Here is a 13,372-nt window from a genome sequence, read left to right as displayed (position 1 = left end):
CACGTAACAGGTAATTGATTTATGGCGGAATATTTAAACTGGATTAAAGCGGCTCACGTTATTTCGATGGTCTGTTGGTTCGCTGCTATCTTTTATCTACCCAGACTGTTTGTCTATCATGCCATGAGTGAAGACAAAATCAGCCAAGACCGCTTTGTCATCATGGAGCGCAAGCTATACCGCGGTATTATGACGCCGTCCATGATTGCCACTTGGTTATTTGGCCTGTGGATGCTATACATCGGCTGGGATGTGTATAAGACGCAAGGCTGGTTACACGTCAAACTGCTGTTAGTAGTATTGCTGTCTGCTTATCATGGCATGTGTGGTGCCTATCGTAAGAAATTGGTCGATAATCCGCATCACAAGACCCATGTGTTCTGGCGCTGGTTTAACGAAATGCCAGTGTTTATTTTGATTGCGGTGGTTATCTTGGTGATTGTTAAACCGTTTTAACCCTCTCTCGCTAGTTAACTAAAAAAGCGACCTAAAAGTATATTAGGTCGCTTTTTTTATATTTTTTTAGCTTTTATATTTCTATTTCTATTAAAAACTGGGCCGCATAATATTATACGTATGTGACACATCATATACTTTATAACGCGCTGGCTCTCGGCGGTTTTCTCCTGCATAACTAAGTATTAACGCTTGATTAGCACTGCGGTCGAGCCAGCCCACAAACAAACCACTGTGCTCAACATCGTTATAGCTGTGATTGACATAATACAGCCAATCTCCCGGTTTTATTTCATTGGTATCAACAAACGGACCTGATGGATACTCACCCTTAAACACCGTATCACGGGTCACCCCTGCCCGCGTAAAGGCAGCATTCAGATAATCCCAGCACGAGCCTTTGATAATCTCTTTGCGATCTAACGCCATCTGACGCACGGTTTGCAATACTTGCTTGCTGGCCGGCGTTGCGGTTTGCTCAGCGGCATACAGAGTATCAATATGTTCAGCTTTGATATTTGGCGCAGCCGCATAACTAACATGAAAGTTTTGCGGCGCTGCTGACACAAAAGGCGATACGCTGCTTGTACTGCCACCAGAATATGAAGGCGGTGTAAAGGTTTGGTTCTTTTGCTGAATTAAATCGCCAAGGGCATCGGCATGCAACATTGGGCTTGCTAACGTACCGATTAAGGCAGTCAATAGGATAGGTTTTTTGAAAATAGAGCTTGGTTTAATACGCATCATAGCCAAAGTGTCCGCATCCATGGGGCACTCCTTAATATCAGGCCTAAGGGATCATTACGATAGACTTAAAATATAAACCAGTTGTCGGTTTCAATTCAAGCAGGATATGAGCTATTTTGCTGTTTTTATAGATGTTTTTACAATAACCTCAAAGGTTTAGTCTATGTGAGGATATGCTTTATAAAAAAGATAACTTATGGAAAAGACAACTTATAGAGAAGAGGTTAGCTTATAGAGAGTATAGCTTGTAAATATAATAGCTTATAGAGATTATGATGATTGCATTTTAATATTGGCATTACGCTTGCCAAACTGTTGGCCTTGCAAGATAGCCTTCATCACCTGCGCCTCTTTGTCCGAATCAAAGCCGGTAATATGACACTTACGATTGCCATTAGCATCGGTAATGGTGAGCGCTGAGTTGCTTAATTCAATGTTGTCATCGGCTTGTACAGAGATGGTTTGAGTTTTGCCAAACATATTATGCACAAACATGCCGTGTTGAACTTTTAGAATACCTGAGCTGATTTCGCCATGGCCGGCATTTTTTTGTTTATTGCGCATGACATTAAAGATAAAGCTGCCAATAATTAATACCGCCAGCGCACCTATTGCCAATCGTTCTGGCAACAGACTCATCGCCATGGCGACACCGATAGCGCCAATCAGTAAGGCCACGCCAAACCAGAATACCCCATCGCCGTATCCGCTTGCTTTACCCGACAAGGTGATGTTTGCGCCTGTGTCTGTGACTTGTAGCATAGTGACCCTACTTTACTTTTGTTTCTGTTTTTACTTTGAAAGACAACTTCTACTTTGAAAGGCAAATAAGCCTGCACTTATTCTAGCCCAAGCGTAGCGGTTAACCGATGGCTTTTTGTTACCAGCCCAAAGCAGTTTGCTGTAGCTTAACCAAGTCAGCAATACCGGCTTCTGCCACGGCTAACATAGTGTCTGCTTCAGCACGGGTAAATGGTTTTTCTTCAGCGGTGCCTTGAATCTCAATAAACTCGCCTTTTTGGGTCATCACTACGTTTAAGTCAGTATCGCAATTTGAATCTTCAGCGTAATTTAAATCAAGCAGTACTTCGCCATCTTTAACGCCCACCGATACCGCAGCGACCAATCCAATTAATGGATCTTCTTTTAGCTTTTTCTTTTGTTGTAGTGCTTCTAGCGCATCAATTAAAGCAATCGCAGCGCCAGTAATACTCGCGGTACGTGTGCCACCATCGGCTTGAATCACATCACAATCTAGATAAATGGTGTTCTCACCCAGTTTTTTTAAATCGACCATGGCACGTAAGCTACGGCCAATCAGACGTTGAATCTCTTGGGTGCGTCCAGACTGCTTACCGCGAGCGGCTTCACGTTGGTTACGAGTATTGGTCGCACGCGGTAGCATGCCATATTCGGCAGTAACCCACCCTTGGCCTTGACCTTTTAACCAACGCGGTACACCTGATTCGACACTGGCGGTGCACAACACTTTGGTATCACCAAAACAGACCAGCACTGAGCCTTCTGCGTGTTTGGTATAGTTGCGCTCAAAGGTGACTTGGCGAAGTTGATTTGGCTGACGGTTGTCTATACGCATTATTCTGTTATTTCCTGTATTAAAAGTTTGGGCGATAATCGCCTATTTTTGATTTGAATAGCTGTTGTTCTAATGGCGTTGACTCTATTTTGGTCAGATCTGTTTAGGTTAAATAATAGACCTGACACTGACAGAGTGTCTCTGTGCCATCTTTAATTTATATGACTGTTGCACTGCATCACTAATAGATAAGCGCTTATGACGATGATAAAGCAATAGCAACACAATGAAAAGGGGAAGTCTGAGCCTTCCCCTTTGTCGCCCTTTTGATAGGTGGGCTTATGCTTGCCTTAATAAATCTGTCAATGTAACTGGATTAAGCTTAATCTAAGCCTTCCATTTTACGCAGCTCTTTGCGTAGGATTTTACCCACGTTAGATTTTGGCAACTCATCAACAAACTGTACATGACGAGGACGTTTGTAACCGGTTAGCTGTTTTCTGCCGAAGTCTAACAGCTCTTTTTCAGTCACATTTGAGCCTTTCTTTTTAACCACAAAGATTTTTGGTTCTTCACCACGCTCATCACTTGGAATACCCATAGCGCCTACTTCTAGCACTGCTGGATGCTGAGTCATGGCTTCTTCGATTTCATTTGGATAGACGTTAAAGCCAGATACCAAAATCATGTCTTTTTTGCGATCGACAATCTTAATAAAGCCTTTCTCATCCATAATACCGATATCACCGGTTTTGAAATAACCGTCTTCGGTAAAGGTATTTTTAGTTTCTTCTGGACGGTTTTGATAGCCAACCATCACCTGAGGGCCTTTAACGCAGATTTCACCACGCTCACCAATTGGCATCACATTGCCATCATCATCAATTAAGATGACATCTGTATCTGGCGCAGGCACCCCGATTTTGGCAGTAAACTCAGAGATATTCATAGGGTTAAAGCTAACCACAGGTGAGGTCTCTGACAAGCCATAACCTTCAACGATTGGTAAACCAGTCGCCTCATGCCAAGCTTTGGCAACACTTGGTAATACTGACATACCACCGCCGATAGAAGCTTTTAGATTTGAGAAGTCTAAATCTTTAAACTTATCGTGGTGTACTAGGCCGTTAAATAAGGTGTTCACTGATGGGATAAACGCTGGTTTGTATTTATCCATCTCTTTAATAAGACCGTCCAAATCACGTGGGTTTGGAATCAATAGGCCGGCACAGCCTTCATACATGGCGTACATGCCACATACCATGAAAGAGAAAACGTGATACAGCGGTAACGCGGTTAAAATAACCTCACCACTGGCAGTATCACCAAACGCGGCGTCCATCACCGCATTAATTTGCAGCATATTGGCGATTAGGTTGCCGTGGGTCAACATGGCGCCTTTTGCCACACCAGTGGTACCGCCAGTATATTGCAGCAAGGCCACATGACTTAAATCAAGCTCTGGGCGCTTATATTGATGTGCTGATACCGTATCTAATGCTTGTTTAAATGACACACTACCTTTTATGTTGTAGCTCGGTACCATCTTTTTAACATGGCGTACCACAAAATCGACCACAAAGCCGCGTACCATGCCCAGCATATCGCCCATATTACAGATGACAACGTGCTCAACATCACCTTTATCTTCCACATCTTCAAAGGTCTTGGCAAAGTTTTCGACAATAAAGATAGCCTTAGCACCACTGTCATGGATTTGATGCTCAAGCTCACGGCTAGTATATAGTGGGTTAACGTTTACCAAAATCATGCCGGCGCGTAATACACCCAGCGCAACTATCGGATATTGCAGTACGTTTGGCATCATCACCGCTACTTTGTCACCAACTGTCAGCCCTAATGACTGCAAATAAGCGGCAATTTGACGGCTATAGTTATCTAATTCACGATAGGTGATTGAGGCACCCATACAGATATACGCATCACGACTGGCATAGCGTGCGAAGTTACGCTCAAATACCTCAAGTAACGAGCTTTGCTCATCTGGCTGTTCGATATGATCCACAATTGCATAGCGATCATAAGAGGCTAACCATGGGCGATCACTTGGGATATCTGGATAAGTCGGAAAAGTGCCATGCAGCTCACTGATCGAAGATTGGTTGATAGCATTCGTATCTGTAGTCATGAGGTTACCTGTAATGTATGTTGTTTATATATTTGATTTTACTAGATAAATTATATTATTTCCTGGATAACAGCGTCACTCTTAATGTATTAGATGATCCTTATTATAAAGGCTACTGATACCGGCAGATATACTGCAACTGTAAAAGAGCGTATTGCTTTTACATCTATAGCCACTAAACCACTGATAAGCGTGCCTAAACTCAGACTCTACTGGGCTACTGGCTCGCTAAATCCATATGCTGAATCTATAGTTAGTCATCCTAAAGGGTTTAGTGTTACCCATTAGGTTGACGATAGACCTGCCCTGTCACCCTATTAGTGCGGTTTGGCTAGATAAAAATACTGATGTTCAAGGTACCGGTGCACAAACGCACAAAACATGCACACAAAAAAAGGATACGGCAATTGCTCGTATCCTTTTGAACGGTTTTTAATTGTACTCGTTAACGAGTAAAACTTAAAGCACGAGATGGGATATCACTCTCTATATCCATCTCGCTCCTTACTCCTTATATCTCAGAAACTTCAGGAGACTTTAAGTTTACTGCGGGTTGTTCTTCGCTTCCATCTCACGCAAGTCTTTACGTAAGATTTTACCAACGTTTGATTTTGGCAACTCATCGACAAACTCAACCGCACGCGGACGTTTATAGCCAGTTAGGTTCTCTTTGGCATAATCAATCACTTCTTGTTCCGTTAAGCTTGGGTCTTGACGTACCACAAAGATCTTAGGCGCTTCGCCACTCTTATCGCTGTGAATACCAATCACACCACACTCTAAGATTTTTGGATGACCAGTCATCACGTCTTCCACTTCGTTTGGATACACGTTAAAGCCAGACACAATAATCATGTCTTTTTTGCGGTCAACAATCTTGAAGTAGCCGTGCTCATCCATCACACCGATATCACCGGTACGGAAGTAACCATCTGGCGTCATGACTTCGTTGGTCGCTTCTTCACGCTTCCAGTAGCCTTTCATAACCTGTGGACCACGTACACAAATCTCACCGCGCTCACCGATTTCAACTTCGTTACCGTCTTCGTCTAAGATCGCCATATCAGTCGCTGGGAATGGCACACCAATGTTACCTGGGAATTCGTCTAGACCCATTGGGTTAGCAGAAGCAACTGGTGACGTTTCAGATAAACCGTAACCTTGAACAATCACGTTACCAGTACCTGCTTTCCACTTCTCAGCCGTATCTTTTAATACCGCCATACCACCGCCCATCGACATCTCAAGCTTGCTGTGATCCAGTACTCTAAAGTGCTCACTGTTAATCAAGCCGTTAAACAAGGTGTTTACCGCTGGGAAGAAGGCTGGCGGATAGTCTTTATATGCTTTTAATAGGCTCTTACCATCACGTGGGTTTGGTACCAGTGAGTTGATCGCGCCTTTTCGCAGACCATACATACCACAAACCGTAAACGAGAAGATATGATACAGCGGTAAAGCAGTCATAATCACTGGCTGCTCATTGCGCTCTTCGAAGTGATCAAAGGCATCACCAATATAAGTATCTGCCTGAATCAAGTTGGCAACCAAGTTACCATGAGTCAGCATAGCGCCTTTTGCCACACCAGTCGTACCGCCGGTGTACTGTAATACGGCCACATCATCTAAACCGATATCGGTTGGGCGTGTGTAGGTCTTTTGGGCGCCAGTTTTCAGCGCTTGCTTAAAGTTAACGCTGCCTGGAATGTTAAACGGAGGCACCATCTTCTTCACATGACGTACCACAGTATTGACGATAAAGCCTTTTACTGGGCTCATCAAATCACCCATTGAGGTCACAATCACGTGATCAACGGTCTTTTTGGCGATGTCAGCGTAAGTTTTGGCAAAGTTTTCTAAAATAATCAGTGCTTTTGACTCAGAGTCTTCAAGCTGATGCTCAAGCTCATGAGTGGTATACAGTGGGTTAACGTTAACTAGGATAAGACCAGCACGCAAAATCGCCAAAATAGCGACAGGCGACTGCAAGATATTTGGCATCATGACTGCAACTTTATCGCCTTTTTTTAGGCCCAACGACTGCAAATAAGCAGCCATATGACGGCTATGACGATCTAAGTCATCATAGGATAACTCTTGGTTCATACACACAAAAGAGATTCTGCCGGCGTGCTTAACAAAGTTTTCTTCTAAGATTTCAATCAGCGACGTATCGGCTGGTGGCATTTCAATGTCGTATTGCATGCCGTATTTTTCGTAGGTTTTCAGCCAAGGTTTGTCATTGCGGCGAAACTGGGTGGTTTGATTGTCCATAATCTGCGGATCTCCTAAAAAGTTATGGTATTAATAATGCTAATGCTATTAATAAGATAGAGTGACTACATTTATCTATGGTTTGCTACTATTTTTGGCGGTGATACGACAAGATTTATCGTATATCTACGGTAATTTCTTCTGTAATAACAGTTAAATATGTCAATCTAAAATACACTATTTCATGAGCTAATGACAACTACAAACTGCCCAATTCGTTATAAAAGAAGAGACAGTGCTGTCATCATAAGCTGTTGAGCCTATCTTTAGTCCATTATTAGTCGATAAAAGACCACTTTTACTGATATTACTCTGCTTTTGTTCAGTATTCAGTGTTCTATGAACTTATGAATAAATTTCAATAAAATCAAAAGCTTTCCTAGCTCTAAAAAGCGGTTAAAAATCCATGACTGGCTCTTGCTTTGAAGTGCTTATTTGACCCTGAGAGTGGTTAATAACATCGATTTCTGACTCTTACTTTGAAATCCATCCCTAGCCATTCCTTTAGCAAAGGAAGGGTGTAAGGCTATTTAAATTGTCTGGCATTAATAAGAATGAAAACAAAAGAATAAGGATGAAAATAAAAGCCAAACGTCAGTGGTTGACGCATAAAAGTCATCTGTGCTTTTTTATCCAGACAATATCCGTTACGATACAAGGTCTAAAACGCTATACTATATTATTATAAAAATACCCTATTGTGCGTTTATAATAGGCGCCGCTGCGTCTGTTGTTGACGCCTGTTAGCGACTGTTTTCTCTTACTTTTTTACAAGGCAAAGTCACTTATTATGTCTGATATTTCAACGCCACCAAGCTCAACTGTCATTCCAAATGAAGCCATGGATACCCGATCGGTGGCTGAGTTTACCGAGCAGGCTTATCTAAACTATGCCATGTACGTCATTATGGATCGGGCGCTGCCGCATATTGCAGATGGTCTAAAGCCAGTGCAACGCCGTATTATCTATGCGATGAGCGAGCTTGGACTCAAGTCCACTACTAAGCCAAAAAAATCTGCCCGTACCGTCGGTGACGTACTGGGTAAATACCATCCGCACGGTGACACCGCCTGTTATGAAGCGATGGTGTTGATGGCGCAGCCCTTTAGTTATCGCTATCCGCTGATTACTGGTCAGGGTAACTGGGGTAGTCCTGATGATCCAAAATCGTTTGCGGCAATGCGCTATACCGAGGCCAAAATGTCGGCCTATGCCAATACCCTGCTTGCTGAGCTGGGACAAGGCACAGTAGATTGGCAAGACAACTTCGATGGCTCGATGCAAGAACCGATGACTCTGCCCGCACGCTTGCCTAATATTTTGCTTAATGGCACCACCGGTATTGCAGTCGGTATGGCAACAGATATTCCGCCACATAACTTAAATGAAGTGGTGCGTGCGGCGATTCGACTGTTAAAAAATCCAGACTTATCAGTGAAACAGCTGACTCAATCACTGCCTGCGCCAGACCTGCCAACCTATGCTGAAATCATCACGCCCAAAAAAGAATTGCAGCAAATGTATGAGACTGGGCGTGGCAGCTATAAGATGCGCGCCATTTATCATGTTGATAAACAAGAGAAGAATCTGGTCATTATCGACGCCCTACCCTATCAAGTATCGGGTAACAAGGTGCAAGAGCAGATTGCCAAGCTAATGATGGATAAGAAGCTGCCTTGGGTAGTGGATATCCATGATGAGTCGGATCATGAAAATGCCTGTCGTATCGTGCTAGAGCTGCGCTCGACTCGAGTCGATGTCGATCGAGTGATGAGTCACTTGTTCGCCAGTACCGACCTAGAAAGCAGCTATCGGGTCAATATGAATATGATTGGCCTCAACGGTAAGCCGCAGGTGAAAAACCTTAAAGAAGTGCTAAGCGAATGGCTGGTGAGCCGCCGTGATGTGGTGACTCGCCGCTTGCAGTTCCGCTTGGATAAAATCGAAAAACGCCTGCACATCTTGGCCGGCCTATTGATTGCGTATCTCAATATCGACGAGGTCATTCGCATCATCCGTGAAGAAGATGATCCGAAACAAGAGTTGATGAGCCGCTACGATTTAAGTGAGATTCAGGCCAATGCGATTTTGGATATTCGCTTACGTCAGTTGGCACGCTTAGAAGAAATCGAGCTACGTGCTGAAAAAGATGAGCTTGAAGCAGAGCGTGCGAAAATCCAAGAGCTACTAGATAATCGTGACAGCTTAACCGCGCTGATGATCGATGAGCTTGAAGCCGATATGAAAGAGCATGGCAATGATCGTATGTCGCCAGTGGTTGAGCGTGAAGAAGCGACCGCATTAAAAGAATCTGACTTGGTGCCAAGTGAGCCCATTACTGCCATCTTGTCAAAAGCCGGTTGGATTCGTGCTGCCAAAGGCCACGATGTCGATGCTGCCGGTATGAGCTATCGCTCGGGTGACAGCTATCAGGCGCACGTGCACGGCAAATCCAATGCCAAGATATATATCATGGACAGCACAGGGCGCAGCTATAGCATCGAGGCGCACACCCTGGCGTCCGCGCGTGGTCAAGGTGACCCGCTGACCAGTGTATTAAAGCCAGCCGCTGGTGCCAGCTTTGAACAGCTGCTTGCCGGTGATGATGAACAGCGTATCATTCTAGCCAGCTCACAAGGCTATGGCTTTATCAATACCTTGGGCAATCTAGATACCAATCAAAAAGCAGGTAAAAACATCATAAACTTAGGCAACAAAGACAGTAAGCTGTTGAACGTTGCTTATATTGATGCGGTCAATGCAGAGAGTGATGCTGATAACGAAGGTGATACCAAGGTAGCAGCGCAAGATCAAATTGCGGTCGTCACCTCAGCGGGCTATTTGTTGATTTTCCCAATTGATGAGTTGCCAGAACAGCAACGCGGTAAGGGTAACAAACTGGTTAACCTAAAAGACGGTGAAGAAGTATTAGCAGTGATTGCATTAACTCACAGCGACAGCCTAACCATCACCGCTGGCAAACGTCATGTGACCTTAAAGCCTATCGACTTAGCCAACTATACTGGCAAACGTGGCAATCGCGGTACGCAGTTGCCAAGAGGCTTCCAGAACGTGAGTGATATTTCAATCACTGAGTAACTTAAATTGATTAACTGGTTTGAGTTAGGTTGGCTGACTGTTAAAAGTCAGCCGACTGCTCAGGATGCTGTTAGCTTCAAACAGCTTAAACTAAGATTAATGTTAGCGGCTGATGGCACCATATAATTTGCTGCCAATTTTATAAAAGACGACCGCAACCAACAGCAACAATAAAATAGCGATGAGATAAACCACGAAATCTGGGAAAGGACTTAACCAACCAATACTAAACACTAGGTTTTGAAAACCTTCGCTTGGCCACTGTGCCACTGGGGTGTTATTACCTGAGTTAAATAAGGCCATGGTTAATGCCAGACCAATGAATGCAAACACGATGCCAATTAGCTTTTGCATGAGTGTTGTCTCCTATTTTTTATTGTTTATTATAAATACATTGTTATCGTTATACGGTTATTAGGTCTGTACTAGACCTTATATTAGACTTTAACAGGTCTATCATAAACCGACTGCGCGGTAGCGCCAACTGTGCTCACCGAACACAAACAGTTTGCAACTAAAAAACCCTCGTAAAGTAATTTACGAGGGTTCTTTTATTAATATTTACTAGAAAAACTATCTAACTTATTTAACCATCACGTAATCCCAAAATAGGTACTACTAAATCTTCTTCATCGGTTAAATGCTGCGATAAAAAGTCAGTGCCTGTCACTAAATTTTGATATAAACGCTCAGCCAGTGCTTTGTCTTCTATATCAGCCTTTGCTAACTCATCGTTTAACAGCAGTAAATCATCAAGCAAGGCGTCAAGTTTGACATGGTCTTTTTCTAAAATCTCAAAGCCACGCTTAAGCTGCGGATACGAGCTGACAAAGTCTGGGAAAAAGCCACGGTCTTCAACACTGTGATGCTGATGCAGCTTTAACACATGTATGCCGATGCGCTCTAAAATTTGTGAACGGTAATTTTCCCAGTTCAGCGCTCCCATCAAATACTCTTCGCTCAGCTGACGCAAAATGCGCTGGCGTTTTCGAATATTGGTATGCACATTGAGCCAACCTGAGGTTTTGTAAGCATAATCTGATGAATACCACTCGCTTGCTGGCAGTTTTTCGTATAAAAACAACCAGTCTGGATCGAGCCGACTTTCAGGATGACGTGGCATGACCCTATTTTTTTGCTTTTCTTTTTCAATAGCCGCTTCTAAATGTTGACTGGTATCACTCATCGTTATTCTCCTTACTTGAACGCTGACCGCACTGGGCATCAGTACAGCAACGCACTATAACGCTCACCGTCACAATCTCATATCATCATAACGACCATTTCACTAAATCAGATTTAACTGTCGATCAATTATTAAAGCTCCGTTATGATATTGAGATGCTATATATTTGATTAATATAAATTAAACCAGATATCGATTCTATATCGAATTTGTTAAAAGCACTTAATTTTTGTTTATCAGTATGTATTATAGTTAAACAATATAAATCTAGCCACTACTAACCAGCTGCCATTAAAAAAGCCCTCGCTATAACAATAGTGAGGGCTTTTTTAATATTTAAATCATTTAACGTTCCCACACTCTATTTGGATCCAAATATCAGTAAAAATCTCACCCAAACGAGCGCGCATCTCTAAACTAAGCTTGGTACATAAGTGACGCAGACCATGCACGGTCACCCCATTGACTTCAGTAGTGGCGTAATAGTCTTCCATCTTGCCCATCAGCGGTAACTTGTGCACCGTGATCTCATTGCCCTCACCATAATGCTGTAAGAACCGATCAAACGAGCGCCAGCCCATGCAAATAATGTGTTTTGGATTAATCTGCTCAATCGCCAGACGCGTCAATTCATCATGGATTTGTTGCATTGGCTCTGGTAGTTCAGACAGTTGCGCCTGTAATACCGCCTCTTTGGGCGCCGCAAAATAAGACACAAAGCTGGTCTCTGCACAGTGCTTCAAACGACTGACATCACCGCCACAGATGACATCGACAATACGGTTGGCATAGCGGCTACCACGTGCCGCATCGGCAATATACTTGCAGTCCACTACTTCAAAGTCCATCACCACTGCTTGCGCTTGGCGGGCTTCGATATCTTCCCAATTTTCACGGTTGCTGTGGCCTGGATTGATGCTGACAAACAATATGTCAGGGCGCAGCGGTTGACCGCTAATAAAATGGCCGGTGTAGCATAAGGGGTTGTCTGCCAATAGGGTATTGGCTTCGGCGACGAAAGTATTAATCTGTTGCTGCTTTTGCGCAAAGTAGCTTAGTGGCTGTTTTTTTGGATCAAAGTCAGTCATTGTTATCCTATGCTCTGTATTCACTATATTCGCTGTCTGCTATCGCTTATATCCGTCAGTAAGCACAATACTAAATCAGCATTTCACCGACCACACCGACCAAAAAGCCCAGCGTTGCGCCAAACGAAATCATATAGTTATTCATTAATTTGCTTTCAGGAATGATGTCTTGAATCAGTAGATATAAGATACCGCCACTGGCAAATACCATCAGCTGCGCAGTCAGCCCTGGATAATCGCGTAAAAATAAATGGCCGATTGAGGCACCAATAATGCCAAAGAAACTGAGCCCAAAAAATATGGCCAGTGTGGCTTTGACACTAAAACCATTTTGCACCAGATCACGAAATGCGTTAAACGCCTCAGGCAAGTTTTGCAGGCCAATAAATACCGCCAATAACATCGCCATTGACGGATCAACCGCGAATACAGCACCTAAAGCAATGGCTTCTGGGATAAAGTCCATTAGCATCGCCAACAGAGTTGCCATTTGCCCACCGGTCTTGGCCAAAGAGCGGTCAATTAACATGAATAAAACCGCACCCAATAAGAACGATCCGGCCATGTGCCAAACGCTCAAGTTCTCGAGCCCCTTAGGAATTAACACCAGCGCAATGGCAGATAAAATAATACCGGCACCAAATGACATCAGGGTATGCACGCACTGCTCTTTAAACAAGCTTTGCTTAACATGATGGTCAAACTGATAGGCCAGTAGCCCACCCAAAAATACGGTAATGCCGGAGAATCCAGCAAATAACAGTAATTGCAGCGGCATATTATTTCCTTTATTCATCATGAACTGACTGCTAACGCTCATCGTTACAGTCAGATT

At 43.5% G+C, this 13,372-nt stretch carries 11 protein-coding genes; 2 read left to right on the top strand and 9 right to left on the bottom strand.

Annotated features, from left to right (window positions below; translation table 11 throughout):
• Positions 1-21 precede the first annotated feature (21 nt).
• A complete protein-coding gene (hemJ, locus tag A6J60_RS08720) occupies positions 22-456 on the top strand; it encodes a protoporphyrinogen oxidase HemJ (RefSeq protein WP_096065647.1) in 435 nt (144 codons plus the stop codon).
• 90 nt (positions 457-546) lie between these two features.
• Here the strand turns inward: hemJ and A6J60_RS08715 are convergent, their stop codons facing one another.
• The 5 genes from A6J60_RS08715 to A6J60_RS08695 all read right to left on the bottom strand — a co-directional run bounded on the left by A6J60_RS08715 (position 547) and on the right by A6J60_RS08695 (position 7,163).
• Positions 547-1,224: a hypothetical protein gene (locus tag A6J60_RS08715; RefSeq protein ID WP_096065646.1), complete on the bottom strand. Its 678-nt coding sequence runs from the start codon at positions 1,222-1,224 to the stop codon at positions 547-549.
• A gap of 249 nt (positions 1,225-1,473) precedes the next feature.
• Entirely contained in the window at positions 1,474-1,965 is a 492-nt protein-coding gene (locus A6J60_RS08710; protein ID WP_096065645.1) for a hypothetical protein, read from the bottom strand.
• 118 nt (positions 1,966-2,083) lie between these two features.
• The gene (rph, locus tag A6J60_RS08705) at positions 2,084-2,800 is read right to left on the bottom strand and encodes a ribonuclease PH (RefSeq protein ID WP_096065644.1); all 717 of its coding nucleotides are present in this window, start codon (positions 2,798-2,800) and stop codon (positions 2,084-2,086) included.
• Positions 2,801-3,122: 322 nt separating this feature from the next.
• On the bottom strand, positions 3,123-4,889 hold the full coding sequence (locus A6J60_RS08700) for an AMP-binding protein (protein ID WP_193778046.1): 1,767 nt from the start codon (positions 4,887-4,889) through the stop codon (positions 3,123-3,125).
• Positions 4,890-5,432: 543 nt separating this feature from the next.
• A complete protein-coding gene (locus A6J60_RS08695) occupies positions 5,433-7,163 on the bottom strand; it encodes an AMP-binding protein (protein ID WP_096065642.1) in 1,731 nt (576 codons plus the stop codon).
• Between the two features lie 790 nt (positions 7,164-7,953).
• On the opposite strand from A6J60_RS08695, the gene parC reads away from it, so the two are divergent.
• On the top strand, positions 7,954-10,263 hold the full coding sequence (parC, locus tag A6J60_RS08690; RefSeq protein WP_096065641.1) for a DNA topoisomerase IV subunit A: 2,310 nt from the start codon (positions 7,954-7,956) through the stop codon (positions 10,261-10,263).
• 102 nt (positions 10,264-10,365) lie between these two features.
• Here the strand turns inward: parC and A6J60_RS08685 are convergent, their stop codons facing one another.
• From A6J60_RS08685 to A6J60_RS08670, 4 genes are all read right to left on the bottom strand, one after another.
• Entirely contained in the window at positions 10,366-10,617 is a 252-nt protein-coding gene (locus tag A6J60_RS08685) for a hypothetical protein (RefSeq protein ID WP_096065640.1), read from the bottom strand.
• 232 nt (positions 10,618-10,849) lie between these two features.
• Positions 10,850-11,449, bottom strand: a complete 600-nt coding sequence (locus A6J60_RS08680) for a hemerythrin domain-containing protein (RefSeq protein ID WP_096065639.1) — start codon at positions 11,447-11,449, stop codon at positions 10,850-10,852.
• A 341-nt stretch (positions 11,450-11,790) separates the two neighbouring features.
• Positions 11,791-12,537, bottom strand: coding sequence for a hypothetical protein (locus A6J60_RS08675; RefSeq protein WP_096065638.1), 747 nt, complete (start codon positions 12,535-12,537; stop codon positions 11,791-11,793).
• Between the two features lie 70 nt (positions 12,538-12,607).
• The gene (locus A6J60_RS08670; protein ID WP_264755575.1) at positions 12,608-13,336 is read right to left on the bottom strand and encodes a ZIP family metal transporter; all 729 of its coding nucleotides are present in this window, start codon (positions 13,334-13,336) and stop codon (positions 12,608-12,610) included.
• Between the last annotated feature and the right edge of the window lie 36 nt (positions 13,337-13,372).

Origin of the sequence: Psychrobacter sp. FDAARGOS_221 (assembly GCF_002313155.2) — a bacterium.
Lineage (GTDB): Bacteria > Pseudomonadota > Gammaproteobacteria > Pseudomonadales > Moraxellaceae > Psychrobacter.
This window is presented reverse-complemented; position numbering and strand designations above follow the sequence as displayed.

Excerpts from the sequence above, each read along its gene's own strand:
- rph (WP_096065644.1), bottom strand. The coding sequence starts at position 2,800 with ATGCGTATAGACAACCGTCAGCCAAATCAACTTCGCCAAGTCACCTTT.
- A6J60_RS08680 (WP_096065639.1), bottom strand. The coding sequence starts at position 11,449 with ATGAGTGATACCAGTCAACATTTAGAAGCGGCTATTGAAAAAGAAAAG.
- A6J60_RS08685 (WP_096065640.1), bottom strand. The coding sequence starts at position 10,617 with ATGCAAAAGCTAATTGGCATCGTGTTTGCATTCATTGGTCTGGCATTA.
- parC (WP_096065641.1), top strand. The coding sequence starts at position 7,954 with ATGTCTGATATTTCAACGCCACCAAGCTCAACTGTCATTCCAAATGAA.
- hemJ (WP_096065647.1), top strand. The coding sequence starts at position 22 with ATGGCGGAATATTTAAACTGGATTAAAGCGGCTCACGTTATTTCGATG.
- A6J60_RS08700 (WP_193778046.1), bottom strand. The coding sequence starts at position 4,889 with ATGACTACAGATACGAATGCTATCAACCAATCTTCGATCAGTGAGCTG.
- A6J60_RS08670 (WP_264755575.1), bottom strand. The coding sequence starts at position 13,336 with ATGATGAATAAAGGAAATAATATGCCGCTGCAATTACTGTTATTTGCT.
- A6J60_RS08695 (WP_096065642.1), bottom strand. The coding sequence starts at position 7,163 with ATGGACAATCAAACCACCCAGTTTCGCCGCAATGACAAACCTTGGCTG.
- A6J60_RS08710 (WP_096065645.1), bottom strand. The coding sequence starts at position 1,965 with ATGCTACAAGTCACAGACACAGGCGCAAACATCACCTTGTCGGGTAAA.
- A6J60_RS08675 (WP_096065638.1), bottom strand. The coding sequence starts at position 12,537 with ATGACTGACTTTGATCCAAAAAAACAGCCACTAAGCTACTTTGCGCAA.
- A6J60_RS08715 (WP_096065646.1), bottom strand. The coding sequence starts at position 1,224 with ATGGATGCGGACACTTTGGCTATGATGCGTATTAAACCAAGCTCTATT.